Origin of the sequence: Endozoicomonas sp. 8E, assembly GCF_032883915.1 — a bacterium.
Taxonomy (GTDB): Bacteria; Pseudomonadota; Gammaproteobacteria; order Pseudomonadales; family Endozoicomonadaceae; genus Endozoicomonas_A.
Genome location: NZ_CP120717.1, coordinates 6,465,095 through 6,489,352 on the forward strand (window position 1 = coordinate 6,465,095; position 24,258 = coordinate 6,489,352).

Consider the following 24,258-nt stretch of genomic DNA (forward strand, 5'->3'; position numbering starts at 1 on the left):
CGCCGGAAACTTTAATGAAAAACATTCATTTCCAAAGGAGATTAGGGACTGGTTCTAACACCTATGGTCATTTCGGGCATGTAATACTAAAGGCGGCTAGCATAGCACAGTCTGGGCTGCCATGAGCTAATGAAAACAGGGGTTTATTGGACTTTAGTAATTTTTCAATATCTAAACTATATTTCACTGTGGGCTGGTTATGGAACATGGTTTGTATTCGATATGTATACAGTGTCGCAAATTTCAGGCCCAGTTTTCTATTTAGCTAATTCTGGTGAGCTTGAGTCGCTTGAATCAGGCATGCTGATTTCCGAGAGCACCGTAATTTCGAGCCCCTATGGGCAGCATTATGTGGTTCTTCAGAGGGAGTCAGGACCCCCAATATCTGTTTTAGTTAAAGACTTTCAATCTCTGGCCAGCGTCCTGCCTGATGATTCTGCTGCCTCTAAAGGAGACAGCGTCCAGCCAGCTAACAACCTGCCTGACAGTAGTTTAGAGGAAGCATTGCAAGCGACCAAAACAGCTAAAGACCATAATGACCGTCGAGTTATGCATGTTGTTGAGTTTGAAGACGGGCATCATAGGCCAGCTGCGGTTGTGGAACGCGTTAACCTTGAAGTGGACATTTCGAGAGGACAAGCTTTCACTAATGATCCTACCGCACGTGACTACAGTGGCTTTTTAAATACAGACCCTGGCTCAGCTTCGCAATTTAATGAAATATCTTTTTCAAATTCACGAGACGGAACCATTGCTCCATCGATAGCAGGAAGATCACCAGAATTATCCGAAAATGCTGCTTCGAATAATTTGCCTCTGACGTTTGTCGGCAGTTTTCTTGGTCAAGTGTTCGAAGATTCGCAGATTAGTGCACATGGGCAATTTGATTTAGAAGGTGGGGAGAGCACTATCCCCGCGCAAGCTTATCAAGGTAAATATGGTGTTCTGACCATTGAGGAAAGTGGTGCATGGCGCTACACGCTAGATAACAGTTCATCCGATGTTCAGGGGCTACATGATGGCCAGCGTGTATCTGAGTATTTTGTCGTACATGCTCTAAATGCAAACGGTGTTAATTTCTCCCATGCGCTTACTGTTGATGTTCAAGGCACTAATGATTTGCCCGTCATACATAGCAGACACGTAGGCCATTCAATTATTGAAGGTGCAAGTCAGCCGACCACTGGCAGCATTAGCTTCACCGATGCCGATACGGGCGACGCTGCAACCTTCTCCACCCCGGTGACAGTGGCAGGCTTTACGTTGAATGCCGATGGCACCTATTCTTTCGACCCGGCCGATCCGGCCTACGATGGTATAGCTCAGGGCGATACGCAAAGAATCGTGATCCCGCTCACGGTGACTGACGCCAGTGGCGCTTCTGATACTAAAACTCTGGTGATGACGATTAGCGGCACCAACGACACACCCGTGCTCGATCAGATACAGGCGCAAAGCGCAACGAAAGGTGGCAGCCAGCTTGGCGGACAGATCACTTCGCAAGACCCTGATGCTCATGCATCCGTCGCTTATTCAATCGCTACTCCGGTTGATGGCTTCACACTCAGCAAGGAGGGTCATTATGCCTTTGACCCAGGCCATACTGCCTATCAATCCCTTGCGACTGGTCAGAATAGAACGTTGACTATCCCGATTACGGCTACGGATCAACACGGAGCCACCGATACCCGGGATCTGGTCATTACCGTACACGGTCGATCCAATGCTGCGGTGATTGCTGGAGCAGACTCCGGTAGCGTCACCGAGGATTCTTCAATACAAGTCGCTGGTATCCTGAGTATTACTGACAAAGATGCAGGTCAGGATCACTTCCAGGCAGGTAACTACACCGCGACTCATGGCAGCTTATACCTTGATGCTAATGGTCACTGGGCATACAACCTGGATAACACCCATGCCGACGTTCAGGCGCTGGGGGCTGGCGCAACGACCACCAACAGCCTGACCGATACCATTCAGATTCAGAGTGCGGATGGCACAAGGCATAATATTGTTATCACCATTAACGGCTCTAACAATAGCCCGGTACTGAACGCCATTTCCGCCGCTTCTGCAACAGAAGGTGCCAGCCAGCCGATCACGGGAAGCATTACCTCCACCGATGTCGATACGGGCGACACTGCAACTTACTCCACCAAATCAACAGCGGCAGGGTTCACGCTGAATGCCGATGGCACCTACTCTTTCGACCCAGCTGATCCGGCCTACGATGGTTTAGCTCAAGGCGATACGCAAAAAATCGTGATCCCGGTCACGGTGACCGACGGTAGTGGCGCTACAGATACTAAAGCCCTGGTGATGACGGTTAGTGGTACCAACGACGCCCCCGTGCTTGATCAGATACAGGCGCAAAGCGCGACGGAAGATGGCAGCCAACTCAGCGGTCAGGTCACTTCACAAGACCCGGATAACTATGCATCCGTCGCTTATTCAATCGCTGCTCCGGTTGACGGCTTCATGCTTAACAGGGATGGTCAATATACTTTTGATCCGGGCCATGCTGCGTTCCAGTCCATTGCGGCCGGTCAGGATAAAACGCTGACTATCCCCGTTACGGCTACGGATCAGCACGGAGCCAGCGATACCCGGAATCTGGTCATTACTGTACACGGTCAATCGGATGCTGCGGTGATTGCTGGAACAGACTCCGGTAGCGTCACCGAGGATTCTTTATTACAAGTCACTGGCAGTCTGATTATTACCGATAAGGATGCAGGGCAGGATCACTTTCAGGCAGGTAACTACACAGCAACCCATGGCACCTTGCACCTTAATGCTAATGGTCACTGGGCTTACAACCTGGATAACACCCATGCCGACGTTCAGGCGTTGGGGGCTGGCACAACGACCACCAACAGCCTGACCGACAGGATTCAGATTCAAAGTGCTGATGGCACAACGCATGATATTGTTATCACCATTAACGGTTCTAACGATGGTCCGTTACTGAATACCATTTCCGCCGCCTCTGCAACAGAGGGTGGCAGCCAGCCAACCACGGGAAGCATTACTTCCGCCGATGTCGATACGGGTGACACTGCAACTTACTCCACCACAGCGACAGTGGCAGGGTTCACCCTGAAGGCCGATGGCAGCTATTCTTTCGACCCGGCCGATCCGACCTACAATGGCCTGGCTCAAGGCGATACGCAAAGAATCGTGATCCCGGTCACAGTGACTGACGGTAGTGGCGCTACTGATACTAAAGCCTTGGTGATGACGGTTAACGGTACCAACGACGCTCCCGTGCTTGATCAGATACAGGCGCAAAGCGCGACGGAAGATGGCAGCCAACTTGGCGGACAGATCACTTCACAAGACCCGGATAACCATGCGTCCGTCGCTTATTCAGTGGCTACTCCGGTTGATGGCTTCACGCTTAACAAGGATGGTCAATATACTTTTGATCCGGGCCATGCTGCGTACCAGTCCCTCGCGGCCGGTCAGGATAAAACGCTGACTATCCCCATTACGGCTACGGATCAGCACGGAGCCACCGATACCCGGAATCTGGTCATTACTGTACACGGTCAATCGGATGCTGCGGTGATTGCTGGAGCAGACTCCGGTGACGTTACCGAGGATTCTTTATTACAAGTCACTGGTAGTCTGATTATTACCGATAAGGATGCCGGGCAGGATCACTTCCAGGCAGGTAACTACACAGCAACCCATGGCACCTTGCACCTTAATGCTAATGGTCACTGGGCTTACAATCTGGATAACACCCATGCCGACGTTCAGGCGTTGGGGGCTGGCACAACGACCACCAACAGCCTGACCGACAGGATTCAGATTCAAAGTGCTGATGGCACAACGCATGATATTGTTATCACCATTAACGGCTCTAACGATGGCCCGGTACTGAATGCCATTTCCGCCGCCTCTGCAACAGAAGGTGACAGCCAGTCGACCACGGGAAGCATTACCTCCACCGATGTCGATACGGGTGACACTGCAACTTACTCCACCACAGCGACAGTGGCTGGGTTCACGCTGAAGGCCGATGGCACCTATTCTTTCGACCCAGCCGATCCGACCTACAATGGCTTAGCTCAAGGCGATACGCAAAGAATCGTGATCCCGGTCACAGTGACCGACGGCAGTGGCGCTACTGATACTAAAGCTTTGGTGATGACAGTTAGCGGTACCAACGACGCCCCCGTACTTGATCAGATACAGGCGCAAAGCGCGACAGAAGATAGCAGCCAACTTAGCGGGCAGATCACTTCACAAGACCCGGATGACCATGCATCCGTCGTTTATTCAATGGCTACTCCGGTTGATGGCTTCATGCTTAACAAGGATGGTCAATATACTTTTGATCCGGGCCATGCTGCTTACCAGTCCCTCGTGGCCGGTCAGGATAGAACGCTGACTATCCCCATTACGGTTACGGATCAACATGGAGCCACTGATACCCGGAACCTTGTCATTACTGTACATGGTCAATCGGATGCTGCAGTGATTGCTGGAGCAGACTCCGGTAGCGTCACCGAGGATTCTTCATTACAAGTCACTGGTAGCCTGAGTATTACCGATAAGGATACAGGTCAGGATCACTTTCAGGCAGGTAACTTCTCAGCAACCCATGGCACCTTACATCTTGATGCCAATGGTCACTGGGCTTACGACCTGGATAACACCCACGGCGACGTTCAGGCGTTGGGGGCTGGCACAACGACCACCAACAGCCTGGCCGATAGAATCCCGATTCAAAGTGCTGATGGCACAACGCACAATATTGTTATCACCATTAACGGTTCTAACGATGGCCCGGTACTGAATGCCATTTCCGCCGCCTCTGCAACAGAAGGTGACAGCCAGCCGACCACGGGAAGCATTACTTGCGCCGATGTCGATACGGGCGACACTGCAACCTACTCCACCACTATGACGGTGCCGGGGTTTACATTAAATGCCGATGGCACCTACTCATTCGACCCGGCCGATCCGGCCTACGATGCTTTAGCTCAAGGCGATACGCAAAGAATCGTGATCCCGGTCACGGTGACTGACGGTAGTGGCGCTACTGATACTAAAGCCTTGATGATGACGGTTAGCGGTACCAACGACGCCCCTGTACTTGATCAGATACAGACACAAAGCGCGACGGAAAACGGCAGCCAACTTAGTGGGCTGATCACTTCACAAGACCCGGATAACCATGCATCCGTCGCTTATTCAATGGCTACTCCGGTTGATGGCTTCACACTTAACAGGGATGGACAATATACTTTTGATCCGGGCCATGCTGCTTACCAGTCCCTTGCCGCCGGTCAGGATCAAACGCTGACGATCCCCATTACGGTTACGGATCAACACGGGGCCAGTGATACCCGGAATCTGGTCGTTACCGTACACGGTCAATCTAATGATGCGGTGATTGCTGGAGCAGACTCCGGTAGCGTCACTGAGGATTCTTCACTACAAGTCACTGGCATCCTGAGTATTACCGATAACGATGCCGGGCAGGATTACTTCCAGGCAGGTAGCTACACAGCAGCCCATGGCACCTTGTACCTTAATGCTAATGGTCACTGGGCTTACAATCTGGATAACACCATTGCCGACGTTCAGGCGTTGGGGGCTGGCACAACGACCACCAACAGCCTGACCGATATAATCCCGATTCAGAGTGCAGATGGCACAACGCATGATGTTGTTATCACCATTAACGGTTCTAACGATGGCCCGGTACTGAATGCCATTTCCGCCGCCTCTGCAACAGAAGGTGACAGCCAGCTGACCACGGGAAGCATTACTTGCGCCGATGTCGATACGGGTGACACTGCAACTTACTCCACCACTATGACAGTGTCAGGGTTTACATTGAATGCCGATGGCACCTACTCTTTCGACCCGACCGATCCGGCCTACGATGGTTTAGCTCAAGGCGATACGCAAAAAATCGTGATCCCGGTCACGGTGACCGACGGTAGTGGTGCTGCAGATACTAAAGCCCTGGTGATGACGGTTAGTGGTACCAACGACGCCCCCGTGCTTGCTCAGATACAGGCGCAAAGCGCGACGGAAGATGGCAGCCAACTTGGCGGACAGATCACTTCACAAGACCCGGACAACCATGCGTCCGTCGCTTATTCAGTGGCTACTCCGGTTGATGGCTTCACGCTTAACAAGGATGGTCAATATACTTTTGATCCGGGCCATGCTGCGTACCAGTCCATTGCGGCCGGTCAGGATAAAACGCTGACTATCCCCATTACGGCTACGGATCAGCACGGAGCCACCGATACCCGGAATCTGGTCATTACTGTACACGGTCAATCGGATGCTGCGGTGATTGCTGGAACAGATTCCGGTAGCGTCACCGAGGATTCTTTATTACAAGTCACTGGTAGTCTGATTATTACCGATAAGGATGCAGGGCAGGATCACTTCCAGGCAGGTAACTACACAGCAACCCATGGTACCTTGCACCTTAATGCTAATGGTCACTGGGCTTACAATCTGGATAACACCCATGCCGACGTTCAGGCGTTAGGAGCTGGCACAACGACCACCAACAGCCTGACCGACAGGGTTCAGATTCAGAGTGCTGATGGCACAACGCATGATATTGTTATCACCATTAACGGTTCTAACGATGGCCCGGTGCTGAATGCCATTTCCGCCGCCTCTGCAACAGAAGGTGACAGCCAGTCGACCACGGGAAGCATTACTTCCGTCGATGTCGATACGGGTGACACTGCAACTTACTCCACCACAGCGACAGTGGCAGGATTCACCCTGAAGGCCGATGGCAGCTATTCTTTCGACCCGGCCGATCCAACCTACAATGGCTTGGCTCAGGGCGATACGCAAAGAATCGTGATCCCGGTCACGGTGACCGACGGTAGTGGCGCTACTGATACTAAAGCCTTGGTGATGACGGTTAGCGGCACCAACGACGCTCCCGTGCTTGATCAGATACAGGCGCAAAGCGCGACAGAAGATGGCAGCCAACTTGGCGGGCAGATCACTTCACAAGACCCGGATAACCATGCATCCGTCGCTTATTCAATCGCTACTCCGGTCGATGGCTTCACGCTTAACCGGGATGGTCAATATACTTTTGATCCGGGCCATGCTGCGTACCAGTCCCTTGCGACCGGTCAGCATAAAACGCTGACTATCCCCATTACGGTTACGGATCAACACGGGGCCACCGATACCGGGAATCTGGTCATTACTGTACACGGTCAATCGGATGCTGCGGTGATTGCTGGAGCAAACTCTGGTAGCGTCACCGAGGATTCTTCATTACAAGTCACTGGTAGTCTGAGTATCACCGATAACGATGCAGGACAGGATCACTTCCGGGCAGGAAACTACACAGGAACCCATGGCGGCTTGCACCTTAATGCTAATGGTCACTGGAGTTACAATCTGGACGACACCCATGCCGACGTTCAGGCGTTGGGGGCTGGCACAACCACCACCAACAGCCTGACCGATAGGATCCCGATTCAGAGTGCGGATGGCACAACGCATGATATTGTTGTCACCATTAACGGTTCTAACGATGGCCCGGTACTGAATGCCATTTCCGCCGCCTCTGCAATAGAAGGTGACAGCCAGCCGACCACCGGAAGCATTACTTCGACCGATGTCGATACGGGTGACACTGCAACTTACTCCAGCACTATGAGAGTGCCAGGGTTTACATTGAATGCCGATGGTAACTATTCTTTCGACCCAGCCGATCCGGCCTACGATGGTTTAGCTCAGGGCGATACGCAAAGAATCGTGATCCCGGTCATGGTGACTGACGGTAGTGGCGCTACTGATACTAAAGCCTTGATGATGACGGTTAGCGGCACCAATGACGCACCAACACTCTCTTCAACCGTTGTGTTGCCTGCCGGTACAGAGGATAAGGTGGTTATCATAAAGACTTCTGACCTCCTGGCTCACGCGGCTGATGTGGATCATCGTGCCCGTCTTAGTATTCATAACCTGTCGGCGGACCATGGTCGGATTACTGATAATCGTAATGGCACATACACCTTCACCCCGACTGCAAATTACAACGGCCCGGTGCAATTTAGCTATGAAGTACAGGACGAGCATCAATCCTCTGTCGCTCAAACAGCTTCTATGAATCTGGCTGCTGTTGATCATCTTTCAGTAATATCCGGAAATGTTGTTGCCACTGTTGCCGAAGGTGACATTGGTGATATCACCAATGTTAGAGGCATGCTCACTATCAGTGATGTTGATGTTGGTGATAATCCCGTTTTCCCGAATGTGTCGCCCACTGCAACGACCTATGGTCATTTCACCATGGTTAATGGTTTGTGGACCTATCTGCTTGACCAGAGCAAGGTGCAGGATCTAAACCCGTCTGCTCCGGATGCCAGCAAGCGCCAGGTCGCAGACTCTTACACATTTACGGCCAGTGATGGCAATGCTCAAACCGTTAATGTCGCTATCACGGGTACCAATGATGCGCCCACGATTGCGACGGTTGCTCTCAGTGGTACTGAAGACATAGCTTATACCTTCAGTCCCACTGACTTTGGCTTTCAGGATGTGGATGCGGGTGCAGTTTTGGATCATGTCACCATCACCCGGTTGCCTGTTGCCAGTGAGGGCAAACTGCAATTAAATGGTGCAGATGTCACTGTCGGCCAGAATATAGTGACCAGTGCTATCCCCAATTTAGTATTCACCCCTGCCGCCAATTTTCACGGCGATGTGCATTTTGCTTATACCGTAAACGATGGTAAGGCAGATTCAGCCGAAGCAACTGGCAACATCAGTGTTTCGAGTATTGTTGATGCCGCTACCCTATCGACAAGTGCCACACCTGTGGGAGATGAAGATAAGGCCATCGCGCTAAACCTGGTTGTTGCATCGCACGGTGATACCCCGGAAAGCATTACCCTGACAGGTTTTTTAGCAGGTACTCAGTTTTCATCAGGTCAGAGCGACGGTTCCGGTGGCTGGGTGGTAAATGCCAGCGATGTCTCATCGTTGACTTTAACACCGCCAGCAAATTATCAGGGCTCCATGCCGTTATACGTCACTGCAAAGACGAGTGATGGTACCCACTCTGTTACCTCTCCCCCCCAGACTGTTTCGGTCACGGCCAGACCTGTAACCGATGCAGCGTCAGTGGCTTTACATTTTACCGCTGAGCAAAAAGTTATGACCTTTGGCAGTGAGGGAACCGGCGGGGTTTTGAACCAGAGCCAGCTTGATACACCAAACCTTATTACAAAACTGGCCGTTGAGTTTAACATTATCGGAAGTCAACAAGTTGCCACAAGTGCCCATCATGCCGCTACGTTTCTAAGTTATGGCGTCCCCGCAGATCCAAATGAGTTTTTTGTCTGGAGACCAGATAACCTGACCATTGGAATAGGTCGCCATGAGCATGCTACCGGCATCGATACAACTGACGGAAACAGCCATCGCTACACAATATTATGGGACTCAGTGACGGGTCACCTGGATGTACTTGTCGACGGCCAAAGTGCCTATAGCCGTGACAACATCGCAACAGGCTATCAAATCCCGGGGCATGGCGTTTTTGCTCTTGCCCAGGATCAGGATCATTATGCAGAAGAGTCGGGGCCTGCTGCCACAGGGAACCATGGTTTTAACCCTAATAGCGCCTATCATGGTCAGATGTACAGTGTATCGATGGCTGCCAATGTCGATGTCGAAAAAACTCTCTTGGCTCATTCTCCCCTGGGCAAAGTAATACCAAAAAATGCAGGCCTGGTTTTTGACATACAAGCAGACCATTCTGGCACTCTTGTCGATGTAACGGGTCACCATCAGTTATCCCAGGCCGGGGCATTGACTGAACAGAAGGTATCAGTCGATACGGATATCGCTACTCCAGATAGCTCTGCACTACTGCATTTACACCCAACGATAACACCACCTTCTGATCCGCAGGACCATATCAGTAAGATTGAACTCACAGGTTTTAATGTCGGAACGGTATTAAGTGATGGCCGTGGTCACACTCATACAGTTACCCAAATAACAGAACATATCGATGTTCACGACTGGGCAACCAGTGGTGTGACAGCTCAGTTACCCGGTGGAAATGCACAAAATATGGATATCCGGCTAGTCGTAACAACCACCGGTGCTGGAGGTGATGCGGTTGGTGAACATTCTGAACCGCTGATACTGGATCCGACTCAGCCTTTACCTGCACCTCCGATTTCGAGCCATGATCAGGCTCCGGGCAGTGAAAGCTCTGACGTTACCGTTCAACAGGATAGACAGGCATCTGGAGGACCTTTACAGGGAAGCCTTTCCGATAACGAACCTGAAATCAATCTGGAGGCGCTGCGCGATCAAAATCAACCCCTGGCCTCGGGTGATATCGACAGTGCCCGGATTATACGTGCCGGGGTCGTTCTTGAAGCAGCTACCGAAAATGAAGCCGAGGACTCGTTAGACCGTCAGGTTGAGCAACATCTCAATGAACAACAAAGCCAGAGAGGTGAAGAAGAAACCGTTTCGAATGAGGTAAAAGGCGAACCATCACGATCGACCGATGAAAAGCTCCTGGCAAGCGGTACCGCAGATACTAACCACGATGATGCAACCTCAGGGAGTTCAAGCTTTCACATAGATAACCTGGTACCCAAGCCGGATGATAATTCCTTTCCACCGATTTAACGACCCAACTGACAATTGCTGCAAACGCAGACAAGAACCGTTCCAAAACTCAATTTTTGGGAGAATAGATGACAGATCAGAGCAACAATGAAGCCACTGATCGATGGGATACGGGATCTCCTGAGCGGACACACTTTGATGCCTTGCTCGATAGCCTGGTTATCGTGACTAAGTTGTATGATAAACCAAGTACAGCGACTGCCTTAAGTGCTGGCTTGCCTTTGATTGAGAATAAACTCACCCTCGCTCTGTTACCACTGGCGGCCGAACGAGCCAGTTTGTCTGCGCGCTTATTGAATCGTGAACTCGACACAATACTTCCCGAAGTCTTGCCTGCTATTTTGTTGCTCCACAATGGCAATGCCTGCGTGCTGACCAAACTCGACATTACCGCTAACGAGGCCACAATTATTCGCCCGGAAGCAGGCCTGGGCAAGGCTGAAATGCACCTTGATGAGCTGCGTATGCTGTACACAGGGTTCTGTTTTTTTATTAAGCGTGAGTACAAATTTGATAAAGGCCGCCGCCTGATAACCGGCGAGGCAGGCAAACATTGGTTTTGGGACACCTTGCGACTGTCTTTCCCGATTTATCGTGATGTGGTCATTGCTTCTGTTGTTATTAATTTATTTGTACTCTCCACACCCTTTTATGTCCGAAATATCTATGATCGGGTCGTCCCTAACTCAGCCTTTGATACTTTATGGGCATTTTCAATTGGGGTCGCCATTATTTTTTTCTTCGATCTTTTGCTGAAATTGATCCGGACCTTTTTCCTGGATGTTGCGGGGAGAAAGTCAGATGTCATTCTTTCATCCAGAATTTTTGCTCATGTTCAGGCTTTGAAATTAGAACACCGACCCAGGTCAGTGGGTTCATTTGCCAGAATGGTAAGTGAATTTGAGTGTATTCGAGATTTTATTACCTCTGCGACACTGAGCACATTGGTTGATGTACCTTTTGTCATTATTTTCCTGATCGCAATTTACATATTTAGTGGCCACCTCGCTCTTGTCCCGGTGGTTTCAATTTTTATTATTTTAGTCATTACACTGTTGATCCGCCGACCGGTTGATGAGGCTATCTCCCATAGCTATGGTGCATCCTCGGTAAAGAATGGGTTACTGATTGAAACCCTTAATGGCCTGGAAACCGTTAAAAGTAATCGAATGGAGGGGTTGAATCAGCGAAAGTGGGAACAGAATATTGGCGAAGCCTCATACTGGAGCAACCGCTCCCGGCTTTATTCAACCTTTGGTACGAGCACGTCTGGCTTTATACAGCAAATGTCGACGGTTGCCTTACTTATTGTTGGTGTGTATGAAATTGCAAACCATGATCTGACCATGGGTGGGTTGATTGCGGCAAGTATGTTAACAGGGCGTGTGATTTCTCCAATGACCCATGTTGCAGGCTTAATCGCACGATGGGGACAAACCAAAGTAGCTTACAAGGGTATTGCCGGTATCATGGCAATGCCTGTCGAACGGGAGGATGAAAAACAGTACCTTCAGTGCGACCTTACTGATGGCCACTATCAGCTTGAAAATGTTTCGTTAACCTTTCCTGAGCAAACTGTTCCTGTTATCAAAACAGTGTCAATTAATATTCCCGCAGGAAGTCGATTGGCGGTAATTGGTCGTATTGGTTGCGGAAAAACCACTTTGCTTCGGCTCTTAATGGGACTTTATACGCCTACCGAAGGTGTCATTAAGCTCGACGGTATTGATATTCGTCAGCTTGATCCGAGTGACCTGCGCAAGATGATAGGCTCTGTTGAGCAGCTGCCCACCCTGTTTTCAGGAACAATACGCGATAATATCGCCACAGGTACCCCCTATGCTACCGATGCGCAGATCCTTAAAGCCGCAGAGATGGCAGGTGTCGTCGAATTTACTGCGACGCACCCAGACGGCTTGAACCGGGAGTGCGGTGAGCAAGGGAGAATGCTTTCTGGAGGTCAACGACAGTGTGTGGCACTTGCTCGCGCTTTGCTCCGAGATCCAAAAATTCTGATCTTTGACGAGCCAACCAGTGCACTTGATCAAGACTCGGAAAGAAAACTGATACAGCGCCTGAATCAACTGGCACCTGATAAAACCATTATTATTTTTACACAACGGCTTGCCATATTGAGTTTACTGGATTCCATCGCGGTCATGGATCATGGCGAGATACTGATGAAAGGAGAAAAGCAAAAAATTCTTGATCAGCTTGCGAGTCAGCCTCCCGGCCGGATGAGGGCTGTATGAGTTTATCACGGTTAAAAGGCAAATCATTCACTCAGGCCGATCTCGATTTTATCACTGACGCCTCTCAAGGCGAGTTATTGCGAACACCATCTGCAGCCAGAGTGACGCTCTGGATAGTATTTGTCATGGTGTTGTTTTTGCTCGTTTGGGCCTATTTCGCCAACATCAATGAAATCGTTCGCGGCCAGGGCAAAGCGACCCCCATTAGCCGTACACAGGTCATTCAAAACCTCGAAGGCGGTACTATTAAAGCAATCCACGTCAGTGAAGGACAATCGGTCATGCAGGGGGAGTTGCTCATGGAGCTTGATCCGACTGTGGCGAGCGGGTCATTGACACAATCGGTCGTGGAGACTTCATCGTTACTTGCAGAAGAAACTCGCCTTTCGGCAGAAGTTGCAGGCATTCACCCTGAATTCACCCCTGAACAAGTTGCCACCCACAACACTTTTATTGATACACAGTTAAAGCTCTACAAAGTGAGACAGGATGAGCTTCATATGCAGCTTGATGATATCCATCTAAAAACAAGCAAGGCTCACCAGGAACTTGTCTCCGCTCAACAGCAGTTGGAAGATCAGCAGCGACAGGTTGATTTGATCCAGCAGCAGCTCAAAATGAACGAGCCTCTACTTAAAATGGGTGCAGTATCTGAGTCGGTTGTGATTGACGTTAAACAACGGCTCAGTCAAGCACAATCAGAGGTTAATAAAACAAACAATCAGATCCCAAAGCTGCAAGCAGAGATTCAGCGCCTTAAGAAAGAAGAAGGCAGTACTTTATCAGGCTTTCGGGCGGAAGCTCAGGAACAGCTATCCGAAGTGCGAACTCGTCTTGGTATTGCACGTGGTAAAAAAACCGTCAACGAGGCAAGCGTCCAAAACACCGAACTGCATTCTCCGGTTGATGGGGTGATTCAAAAATTGTATGTCACAACGATTGGTGGTGTCGCAAAACCAGGGGCTGAGCTTATTGACATTGTGCCAGTGGGTGATGAGCTATTGGTTGAGGCTAAGGTAAAGCCCAAAGATATTGGTTTTGTGCAGCACGGCCAGCATGCAAAAGTGAAAATTTCGGCGTTTGATTTTGCTGTCTACGGTGGCCTGGATGGCAGGGTTCAGACCATTTCCGCCGATTCCATTACGGACCAACATGGCGATAGTTTTTACATCGTAAAAGTAAGAGTCGAAAAAGCATACTTTGGCGAGGGTTACAGCCACCTGAATGTCATTCCTGGCATGCAGGCAACTGTCGACATTAGCGTGGCAGAACGCAGTGTATTGCAGTACATCACGAAACCACTATTGAGAGCTTTACAGTAATAACCATCTACTGCAGTGGCGATTATGTGTTTATATTGGGAGCTGATGACAATGAAGCCTGTATTACGCACCACACTCACAGTCCTTGGTATGCTCTGGTGCAACACGAGTTGGGCACAAAGCCTTGAGCAAACGATTAATGATGCTATAAAGACAAACCCGGATATGGCTGCAACCATACAGGCTTACTTTGCATCGCAGGCTGAACTCGACATTGCCCAGGGAAGGTTTCTACCCAATGTTGATTTAAGTGCTGATAGCGGGCGGGAAGATCTGGATCGGGCTAATGTTGGAGAAACCAATCAAACTCGCAAGCAGGCCAGGCTGAAATTATCAATCCCGCTATTTCGTGGTTTTGCCAATACCAGTGAATACTCACGCGCTGACTTCAACATGCAGGCTCATTATCATCAGACACTGGCACAAGCTGAATCACTCGCTCTACAGGTGGCGCAGGTTTATACCAGTGTAATGAATGCTCAAGAGGTATTGCGTTTGTCGCAAGAAAACCTGGAGCAACATCTCGAAACCTACGATATGGTCGCTGCACGCAAGCGACAGGGCATATCGGATAAATCCGATCTTACGCAAATCAAAGGACGCATTGCCAGAGTCAGAGCCAATTTACTTGCTGCCCGCAACAACTTGAATGATGCTGAAACATTATACAAGCAACTCACTGGTAACTATCCTGGTGACTTTATCCGTCCGGAGGTCGATCAGTCTTATTTACCTGAAAGCCATGATCGAGCCATTAAATTAGCACTTCAGAATAATCAGCTACTCATCGCCAGCAGGCTCGATGTGAATGCTTCAACAGCTGATGTGAAGGGTGTTCAATCTGAAAACTACCCCAGCTTTGACTTGGTCGCAGATCGTAGTTGGAAAGATAACGTGTCTGGTTTTGATGGTCGGGAAGATGAATCGCGACTGCTTGTAGAAATGAACTGGAACCTCTATTCCGGAGGGCAAAGCAGCTCTCGTTATCGTCGGGCTCTCTACCAGGAGGAAGCCTCTCGGATGCGTTCGAATAAGGTGTACCGCGAGGTTCAGGCCAATGCAGAGTCATCTTGGGACGCTTTCGTGACACTAAAGCAATCACGCGTCCATTTACACGATTATGTTGAGCAATCCAGAGAGAGTACTAAGCTATACTTGGCACAATTTAAGGCTGGTCATCGTACGTTATTGGATTTACTTGATACTCAGAACGAGCTGTTTGAAGCACGCAAACAATACCTCGCTGCTGATTATCAGTATGTTTATGCCCAATACCGTGTTCTTGCGAGCATAAGCAATATCCTGGGTGCGATGCGAATCAATACTATTCGGCCACTGTTGCAAAAAGAGCCACAAAAGACAATTCCATAAGCTAGGGGTGTGTATCCACCCGGGGCTCACTTCCGCAGCGGAATTTGACAGATTCGACAATCGTATCTAATTAAAATATGTGCTCTGTTATCCTTCCAGTGCCTTGCATATTCATTCCTTGAACTCTCCTCGGGCTCGTCATGAATACACGACTATCATTGTTTATCGCCTTGTTCCTGTCTCTTTCTTTCCCTCCTGCTTTTGCCGACAAAGAATGTTCTGATATTGACGCTCTCGGCCTGAAAGAGAAGCAGCAAAGATTGACTGATATGAAACAGCGCTTCATCGAAACCCTTAAACCCTGGAAACATCTGGATCATATTCGTAAAGAGGCCACCAATCCCGCGCAATTAGATGAAGCAGGGGATCTTACCCTGCAAAGCATCCCTGAAATCATTCAAAAAAATTATCCGGAAGTGTCCAAAACTATTCAGGAAGATATTACTCAGCAGATAGAAGAACTCGATAGGGTGGCAGACTGTTTCCACTTCGGTAAGCGAAGCAAAGAGTCGCTGATGAAACTGCGTTACCGCAAGGTCAAAGATACCGACAACCCCTATATTGGCTTCCTGTTGCCAAAGGAGAGGGATCAGCCCCGCAAAGCGGAAGTTACCAGCGCTTCATCCTGCCGGGATAAACACTGCGACTTCAGTATAAGGAATGTCGATGACCTGGATAAAGATATTATCCTGCTGGTTCATCGCCCTGCCCGACTCAGCACTCCGATCATGCATACGAAACCCATTGTCGACCCCAACACCACTGCCACAGAACGCCTGCCTGAACGCGCTTATCTTCTGGAGCTGAACCTGCAAAGGGTCGGCGAGTGTTTTACAAAGCCCGAAATCTACATGCACCTGACCTACTACAATGGCGACCAGCCCATTCGTGAGGATACGATTGAAATCCCCTGGGCAAAAGAAAAAGGCGTCAATAAAGGCAAAACAGAACTGGTTATCTGGTTGAATGCAGACTCTGTTCAACTGACACTGATGGAAAATGACTGGGACATCCCCTTCAGACTGATCGGCAAAATCCTCAGCAGGGCTGTAGCCATTGGAATACAGCTGGCCAGCGCCAGTTATCCTGAAATAGGCCATATCCAGAATGCTCTTGGTACACTCAGTAATCGCTCCTCATCGGAAGAGACAGACTTCTATGATGCCCTGGACAGAATGAATGCGGATGACCTCCTGGATACCGTTCGCCTGCAAAGAACCAACGTTCAAAGTTATGTCATCATGAAAACCGGGGTTGTAAAAATGACACTGATGCCTGTCTACACCCTCAAAACAGGATTGAATGACGAACTCTAACCGAACGGTTATCACGTAATCCCTGCATGGAGGGTCAGAAATATTGCTCACTACCTTCCGGAGTCTACTGCCGTTATAATGGCGACCTTTTCACCAGCCAGATCAGTTTTCGCTGATTTTGCTATTCTGAGTCACCTGGGGCCTGAACATGACAGCTTCAGGGTCTCAGACCCGTTATACAGCAGACAGGAATCCGGCTTTGGCGTCTGAAATAACCAAAACAGCCCTGAGCGAACAAACAGCCCTGAGTGAAAAGACGGCCCTGAGCGAAAAAAATGTGAACCCAGAAAGCGAAAGTATGAGCGCAACAAAAAAGCTTTATATCAAGACCCACGGTTGCCAGATGAACGAGTACGACTCAGCTCGAATGGCTGACCTGCTCGGAGAAACCCATACTCTGGAGTTGACAGACAATCCGGAAGAAGCCGATGTTGTGTTGGTTAACACCTGCTCTGTGAGGGAAAAAGCCCAGGAAAAGCTGTTCCATCAACTGGGTCGCTGGAAAAAACTGAAAGAAGCCAATCCCGATCTGGTGATCGGTGTCGGAGGCTGCGTGGCCAGTCAGGAAGGGGAAGCTATCCGCAAGCGTGCGCCCCAGGTAGATGTAGTATTCGGACCACAAACCCTGCACCGCCTGCCAGAAATGATCGATGCCACCCAGAGCAACCATATCCCCGTGGTCGATGTCACCTTTCCAGAAATTGAAAAGTTTGACCGGCTTCCAGAGCCTTCCGTAGAAGGGCCAACGGCCTTCGTTTCCATCATGGAGGGGTGCAGCAAGTACTGTACATTCTGCATTGTTCCTTACACCCGTGGTGAAGAAGTCAGCCGCCCCATGGATGACGTGATTGCCGAGTGCGTGGGTCTGGCCGAGAAAGGGGTTCGGGAAATCAATCTGCTAGGGCAGAATGTGAATGCTTACCGCGGCGAAAAAGACGATGGTACTGTTTGTGATCTGGCTGAGCTGATCACCATAATCGCTGCGATAGACGGCATTGACCGAATTCGTTTCACCACGTCTCACCCGAAAGAGTTCTCCCAGAGCCTGATCGATGTTTACGCTCAGGTACCGGAGCTTGTCAGCCACCTGCACCTTCCTGTGCAGGCCGGATCTGACCGAATTCTCTCCCTGATGAAACGTAACCACGAAGTTGAGATGTACCGGGACAAGATTCGCCAGTTGCGTGAACACCGCCCTGACCTGAGTCTCTCTTCAGACTTTATCGTGGGCTTCCCGGGTGAAACCGATGAAGATTTTGAAGACACCATGAACCTGATCAATGAGATCGGTTTTGATGCCTCGTTCAGTTTCATCTACAGCAAACGCCCTGGAACACCGGCATCGGACATGCCCGATAACGTTCCTGAGTCCACCAAAAAGCAGCGACTGAAAATTCTGCAGGAGCGGATCAATCAACAGGCCATGCAAATCAGCCGTCGTCTGGTAGGCAGCACCCAGAAAATTCTGGTAACGGGCTACTCCAAAAAAGACCCGGGCGAACTGAGTGGCCGTACAGAGTGCAATCGTGTGGTTAACTTCAAGTGTGCCGAACCTCGCCTGATTGGTCGATTTGCCGACGTTGAGATTGTTGAGGCGTTCCCTCACAGTTTGCGTGGCAGTCTGATTGATTCTGAACTGGGTGTTGTTGCCTGACCCTTCGAACAGAGTGGCTGGCCTCAAGCTCACCGGGACCAGCTATCAATCTTCTTTTCCCCTCTTACAAATCCGCTAACAAAATCGTGCAGGCTAGAACATACCTCTGAGCTTTGTAAGCTTTTGACGTTAAAACATAACTACCCAGAGGAGACCCACGCTCTCTGGCCACACCACCAGAAGACCTCTGGCGGTAGCGTGCAGGGAAAATCATGAATGTCCAGGGAAAAATCATGACCCCCCTGCAATTATTAACCCGTAGCTTATATTTTTTTCTTCTTAATACGTCCATGGCCTTATACCTGCACATCAGGATAAGGCCTCAGCATTAATGCTCACGATTTGGCTACTACATCAGCTCTGCAGAGCTAACGGCTGAGCAATTGGTAAGGCCAGCCGGGAGCATTGGCACATCGAGAATAAGCTTCACTGGAAACTCGATGTTGCGATGAGAGAAGACGAGTGTCGCATCCGAAGAAATGACGAAGCAGAAATTTTGGCAGGCTTTAAGTACTCAACCTTAGACATATTGCAGTCAATCTGCTGAACAACACGAAAACCTTCAAAGCAGACCTGAAGAGAAAACAAAAGAAAGCCGCTATGAGTGCACGTTATCTGGCTGAAGTCTATACTGGGCAGGCTCTTTCACGATTTTGCCGTGGATCGACAGCCCGGCAGGAAAACGGATTTACAGCAAACGCCTCGCCATTGCCGAGCCGCCCTTCGGCCATATGCAGGAGATGGGGCTCACACGGTGAGCACTTCGAGGGCGTCCCAAGGTCAATACCCAGTGACAATTGATATGCGCTTTGCACAATCTCAAGAAAATCCATGGTTATGGCGGCGAGAAGCTGCTAAGACGGATGGATAAGATCAAAAAGAAACGCTTAAACGACTCTGTTCGGTGTTTGTGTGAACAGCTTGCCCCCCAGAAGCGCCTGCGGTGCTCTGAACGGTTCTCAGACTGTTAATAAGCCAGAGTGGAAAAATTATAAATTAACCGGGAGCCTGAAGTTCAGCACTCGCTAATAACAGAATGCGCAAATTTTACGGTTTTTTTTGGGTTTTTCTACGGGCTCGTTATGTGCTCAAAATACAACTATAATCCCTTCGGGCATAGTTGGTTAAAACGTGTGCCTTTGTTCCTGAAAGGCGTGATTATCAAGAAATTGAGAGATTTTGCATACAAATCTATCATTTTTTGAGTTTCGTTAATTGCACTAACATGCTCTCATTATGAGTTGGCTTTAGCGCATAAATACTAAACATTAGTACTAGATGTAAGGAGTTTAATCTATCAAGAGCTTTATTATATGCGCCCTTTTTATTACAGGCATATCGAATTTAGGGTACGCTTCGTGTCTGGTATATAAGAGTTCCAACAGCTGGACCGCAATTGGTTATATTGGTCTAGATAACCGAACTATCTACAAGATTTCTGATAGATCACTGAAAAATGTTTACGTTGACATGCTACAAAAGTTTGCTTTTGAGCTAACAAACAACTTGGGTTTTAGTATTTTTTCAAAAATCTTCTACGAAATCCCACATCAAGAAAAAGTGATAGGCTATATTAGCGTTTTCAAAAATGTCGTTTATGAAAGCGCAGATAGTTGGAATAAGGTTGGTTATATAGGTTGGAATCGTCGTACTATCTATAAAAATAAGGATAGTTGGGATATCACAGGGTATATCGGATTTGGTTGCGACGATTATGACGACGATTAGTAATTCTAAACTTTAAGTTAAAGTTCAACGAATAAGTATAGATTGTGCGCAGCCGCAATCTTATCCGGTTGTTGGACAAGCCCGGATTTGACAGCCACTCGGTATAGTTTACGGGAAATAGCTTTTTCTCTGACAGCCTTTATAACTGATGTAGGTTGATTTTGGCTTTTGTTACGCTGAGCGCCCTCTGTGTCAGGCTAGATGTCACCCTATTTTCTTTTCTCGCAGGTTCGCTGGTCGGCCATTGACAGCTCCACCTGATCCGTTACAGTGTCCTCACTCAACCTGCATGCCAACTGACACCCGTTAGGTGGCATTTCCCATAACATCAGACAACTATCACGGAGCACACCATGTCAGTTTTGAGAATCGCTGTGAACGGAGCCAAAGGCAAAATGGGACAGACAGTGGTTGAGTTTGTCCAAAAACACAGCCGTCTGGAACTGGCCGCATCCATCGACCTGGGCGATGACCTGGCAGCGGAAGTGAAAAACAACGACGCCGATATTGTCGTTGACTTTACCCGTCCGGAAATTCGTATGGAAACTGTAAAGAACACTCTGTTCTCTGGTGCTTCAGCGGTAGTCGGTACCACCGGCTTTACACCTGATGACCTGGAGAGCATTCGGAGCTGGGTCAGGGAAACCGGCAAAGGCTGCTTTATTGCACCTAATTTCATCGTGGGTAACGTGCTGATGCAGCAGTTTGCCAGGCAGGCCGCCCGTTATTATGAATACGCCGAAATCATTGAGTACCATCACCAGCAAAAAGTGGACTTCCCATCGGGTACCGCAGTAAAAACAGCCGAACTGATGAGCGAAGAGCGCGAGAAGTTCAATATTGGTACCCATGACCAGGTCGCCAACATTGAAGGCTCGCGGGGTGGTGATTACAGGGGAATAAAGCTGCACGCAGTCCGTATGCCAGGCTTTGTAGCCTCTCAGGAAGTGATTCTGGGCGACACTGGTCAGTACCTGACCATCCGTCATGATTCCATCGAACGAACAAGCTACATGCCGGGTATTCTTATGGCCAGTGAGTACATTCACGACAAGGCTGAACTGGTATACGGGCTGGAACATATTCTCTGATCGCGGAGAATGAATGGATTAAACAGATGACATTGTTAAAACCTACGGTAAAATCAGACTTTCAGCAGTCTGATTCACTCATTTTTGCCGACTGTGAGTGCTCTGCAAAATACACTCATAGCGAATAAAATACGGCAAGAATCGGACTACAGTATATGCTTAACCAATATGAATCGCAGTAAGAGCTGAATTCTCGACTTGAATACCCAGATCCAGGCAACACCGACAAAAAGTGCAGGTATAACCTGTCAATTTCTCCTCGAACCGGACGATCCCCGTCGATTCGCAGAACTTTGCGGACAATTCAATCAGCACCTGAAACAGATAGAACAGCGCCTTGGCGTTGATATCCGTTATCGTGGCAACCAGTTCACGATCAGGGGTGAGGATCAGAATGCCCAGGCTGCTTCAGAGATACTCAAGCGTCTCTACCGGGAGACCGGAAAAACAGAACACCTGACGGCTGAGACAGTGCACCTCTATCTTCAGGAATCAGCCGTTGAATGGGTCCACGAAGCCAGATCCGACCATCTGATCACTCTGCGTACCCGCAAGGGCACAGTCACTCCAAGAGGTGAAAACCAGCAGAAGTATGTTCGTTCCATTCTTACTCACGATATCAACTTTGGTATTGGCCCGGCTGGCACCGGTAAAACCTATCTGGCTGTTGCTGCTGCCGTCCAGGCTCTGGAAGAAGAGGAAATCCGTCGAATCCTGCTGGTAAGGCCCGCTGTGGAAGCCGGTGAAAAGCTGGGCTTTCTTCCGGGTGACCTGTCTCAAAAGATCGATCCTTATTTGCGTCCTCTCTACGATGCACTCTATGAAATGCTAGGCTTTGAGCGAGTCGACAAACTGATCGAGAAAAATGTGATCGAGGTTGCCCCCCTTGCTTACATGCGTGGCCGTACTCTTAACAACTCTTACATCATTCTTGATGAAGCCCAGAACACGACGCCGGAACAGATGAAAATGTTTCTGACCCGCATCGGTTTTGGCTCAACGGCCGTCATTACCGGTGACATTACCCAGGTCGACCTGCCCAGGGGTACACGTTCTGGCCTGGCTCATGCCATTGATGTTCTCAAAGGTGTCGACGGTATTGGCTTCAACTGGTTTAACGCCAAAGACGTTGTCCGTCACCCGATTGTCCAGAGAATTGTGCGGGCTTACGATCGCTTTGATCAGGCAAGTCAGAACAAGTCTGTTGCAGGGGTTCAGTAATGTCTGCAGACGTCCATGTCGACATACAAATAGCCAGCGGGAGTTCCGAAATACCCTCGCAATCGGATCTGCACAGATGGGCAGCTGCAGCTGTTGGCGATCATCGCGAAGAAGCAGAAATCAGTCTGCGTATTGTTGACAGTGAGGAAGGTGCAGAACTCAACCGGCAATGGCGCCGGAAAAACGGCCCTACCAACGTTCTGTCTTTTCCCTCTGACCTGCCGGAAGAACTCAACCTGCCCCTTTTGGGCGATCTGGTTATCTGTACACCCGTGGTTGAGCGTGAGGCCAGGGAACAGAAAAAAACCCTTCAGGCACACTGGGCTCATATGATGGTTCATGGCACACTGCACTTGCTGGGTTATGACCATATCGAAGAAGACGAAGCCGAAGCGATGGAATCTCTTGAAACAGCGATTCTCCAAAGCCTCGGTTTTCCTGATCCGTACCAGTCTGAAAAGAGCGGATCATCATCATAGGAGAGGCTGGCCGAATCATGCAGATGATGCCATGAGAAGGCCTTCACGGTAATACAAGGTAATGAACGACGACACTGCTCCGGGCGACTCGCCCGCCCCGACATGGAAAGACAAACTGACGGCTTTGTTCGCTCAGGACCCTCAGAACCGGAGTGAGTTAATGACTCTGCTCAATGATGCCGGACTCAGGGGCATTATTGACGATGAAGCTCTCAGTATTATTGAGGGCGCTGTTCAGGTGGCCGACATGCAGGTCAGGGAAATCATGATCCCACGCTCCCAGATGGTCTGCGTTGATGAAGACCAGGAGCCTCGGGACTTCCTGTCCAAGGTGATCGAATCAGCCCACTCCCGCTTTCCCGTCATCGGCGATACCAAAGACGAGATTATCGGCATTCTTCTGGCCAAGGATCTTCTTCCGCTGATTCTCCAGAATGGGAAATTCAATATCAAGGACCACCTTCGTCCTGCCACTTTCATTCCTGAAAGCAAACGTCTGAATGTGCTCCTGAAAGAGTTCCGAACCAACCGTAATCACATGGCCATAGTCATTGATGAATTTGGTGGTGTAGCCGGTCTGGTGACGATCGAAGACGTACTCGAACAGATTGTCGGGGACATAGAAGACGAGCACGATGTTGAAGAGGACAGCTTCATCAAACCGGTTGAGGAACAGACCCGTACTTTTATCGTCAAAGCCCTGACCCCCATAGAAGACTTCAACGAGCACTTTGAATCCAGCTTCAGCGACGAAGAGTTCGATACCATTGGCGGGATTGTCCTGCAGGAGTTCGGGCATATGCCCAAACGGAATGAGTTCGTGGAAATTAACGGTTTCCGATTTGATGTTCTGAATTCTGACGGCCGCCGAATTCGACTGTTGCGAGTTAGCGCCGTCTAGCAGCCTGTCGGACTTAAGCGTCCGTAGCGAGGATTGCAAGAAATTGAGGATAAAAATCTCTGTTTCTGAGGAGAATAGCGAGCTATTTGACGAAGAAACAGGGATTTTTAGACCAGTTTATTGCAACCGCACGACTGCATGGATGCAGGAGCTAGAGCAACGCAGGAGCAGTTGTCGTGTAGGACAGTCTTAAGTCCGACAGGCTGCTAGTACAAAATCAGGCAAGCTGGCCTGGAGGACTCAGGGTGACTG

General features: G+C 49.5%; 11 protein-coding genes and 1 pseudogene. All 12 read left to right on the forward strand.

What is annotated here, in order from left to right:
• The first annotated feature begins 300 nt into the window (after positions 1-300).
• The 12 genes and pseudogenes from P6910_RS22730 to P6910_RS22785 all read left to right on the forward strand — a co-directional run bounded on the left by P6910_RS22730 (position 301) and on the right by P6910_RS22785 (position 24,006).
• Entirely contained in the window at positions 301-10,671 is a 10,371-nt protein-coding gene (locus P6910_RS22730) for a VCBS domain-containing protein (protein WP_317143535.1), read from the forward strand.
• Between the two features lie 68 nt (positions 10,672-10,739).
• Positions 10,740-12,923 (forward strand): type I secretion system permease/ATPase, encoded by a 2,184-nt coding sequence (locus P6910_RS22735; protein ID WP_317143536.1) that lies wholly within the window; start codon positions 10,740-10,742, stop codon positions 12,921-12,923.
• Complete coding sequence (locus tag P6910_RS22740; protein ID WP_317143537.1) at positions 12,920-14,245, forward strand: HlyD family type I secretion periplasmic adaptor subunit; 1,326 nt, start codon at positions 12,920-12,922, stop codon at positions 14,243-14,245. The genes P6910_RS22735 and P6910_RS22740 overlap by 4 nt, the downstream gene beginning before the upstream one ends.
• A gap of 51 nt (positions 14,246-14,296) precedes the next feature.
• Positions 14,297-15,616: a TolC family outer membrane protein gene (locus tag P6910_RS22745; RefSeq protein WP_317143538.1), complete on the forward strand. Its 1,320-nt coding sequence runs from the start codon at positions 14,297-14,299 to the stop codon at positions 15,614-15,616.
• A gap of 140 nt (positions 15,617-15,756) precedes the next feature.
• The gene (locus tag P6910_RS22750) at positions 15,757-16,932 is read left to right on the forward strand and encodes a hypothetical protein (protein ID WP_317143539.1); all 1,176 of its coding nucleotides are present in this window, start codon (positions 15,757-15,759) and stop codon (positions 16,930-16,932) included.
• A gap of 298 nt (positions 16,933-17,230) precedes the next feature.
• A complete protein-coding gene (gene miaB, locus P6910_RS22755; RefSeq protein WP_317146583.1) occupies positions 17,231-18,586 on the forward strand; it encodes a tRNA (N6-isopentenyl adenosine(37)-C2)-methylthiotransferase MiaB in 1,356 nt (451 codons plus the stop codon).
• A gap of 347 nt (positions 18,587-18,933) precedes the next feature.
• A pseudogene (locus tag P6910_RS22760) lies at positions 18,934-19,234 on the forward strand (ISAs1 family transposase); the annotation flags it as partial.
• 822 nt (positions 19,235-20,056) lie between these two features.
• The gene (locus tag P6910_RS22765) at positions 20,057-20,314 is read left to right on the forward strand and encodes a hypothetical protein (RefSeq protein WP_317143540.1); all 258 of its coding nucleotides are present in this window, start codon (positions 20,057-20,059) and stop codon (positions 20,312-20,314) included.
• 353 nt (positions 20,315-20,667) lie between these two features.
• Positions 20,668-21,405 carry a 4-hydroxy-tetrahydrodipicolinate reductase gene (gene dapB / locus P6910_RS22770; RefSeq protein WP_317143541.1) on the forward strand — a complete coding sequence of 246 codons (738 nt, stop codon included), beginning with the start codon at positions 20,668-20,670 and terminating at the stop codon, positions 21,403-21,405.
• 198 nt (positions 21,406-21,603) lie between these two features.
• A complete protein-coding gene (locus P6910_RS22775) occupies positions 21,604-22,626 on the forward strand; it encodes a PhoH family protein (protein ID WP_317143542.1) in 1,023 nt (340 codons plus the stop codon).
• Complete coding sequence (gene ybeY / locus P6910_RS22780; protein ID WP_317143543.1) at positions 22,626-23,105, forward strand: rRNA maturation RNase YbeY; 480 nt, start codon at positions 22,626-22,628, stop codon at positions 23,103-23,105. Before P6910_RS22775 ends, ybeY begins: the two co-directional genes overlap by 1 nt.
• A gap of 61 nt (positions 23,106-23,166) precedes the next feature.
• Positions 23,167-24,006: an HlyC/CorC family transporter gene (locus P6910_RS22785; protein ID WP_317143544.1), complete on the forward strand. Its 840-nt coding sequence runs from the start codon at positions 23,167-23,169 to the stop codon at positions 24,004-24,006.
• The last annotated feature ends 252 nt before the right edge of the window (positions 24,007-24,258 follow it).

Bases quoted from the DNA above. Each gene is read 5' to 3' on its own strand.
- P6910_RS22735 (WP_317143536.1), top strand. From the start codon at position 10,740: ATGACAGATCAGAGCAACAATGAAGCCACTGATCGATGGGATACGGGA.
- ybeY (WP_317143543.1), top strand. From the start codon at position 22,626: ATGTCTGCAGACGTCCATGTCGACATACAAATAGCCAGCGGGAGTTCC.
- P6910_RS22785 (WP_317143544.1), top strand. From the start codon at position 23,167: ATGAACGACGACACTGCTCCGGGCGACTCGCCCGCCCCGACATGGAAA.
- P6910_RS22765 (WP_317143540.1), top strand. From the start codon at position 20,057: ATGCTACAAAAGTTTGCTTTTGAGCTAACAAACAACTTGGGTTTTAGT.
- P6910_RS22730 (WP_317143535.1), top strand. From the start codon at position 301: ATGCTGATTTCCGAGAGCACCGTAATTTCGAGCCCCTATGGGCAGCAT.
- P6910_RS22750 (WP_317143539.1), top strand. From the start codon at position 15,757: ATGAATACACGACTATCATTGTTTATCGCCTTGTTCCTGTCTCTTTCT.
- miaB (WP_317146583.1), top strand. From the start codon at position 17,231: ATGAGCGCAACAAAAAAGCTTTATATCAAGACCCACGGTTGCCAGATG.
- P6910_RS22740 (WP_317143537.1), top strand. From the start codon at position 12,920: ATGAGTTTATCACGGTTAAAAGGCAAATCATTCACTCAGGCCGATCTC.
- dapB (WP_317143541.1), top strand. From the start codon at position 20,668: ATGTCAGTTTTGAGAATCGCTGTGAACGGAGCCAAAGGCAAAATGGGA.
- P6910_RS22745 (WP_317143538.1), top strand. From the start codon at position 14,297: ATGAAGCCTGTATTACGCACCACACTCACAGTCCTTGGTATGCTCTGG.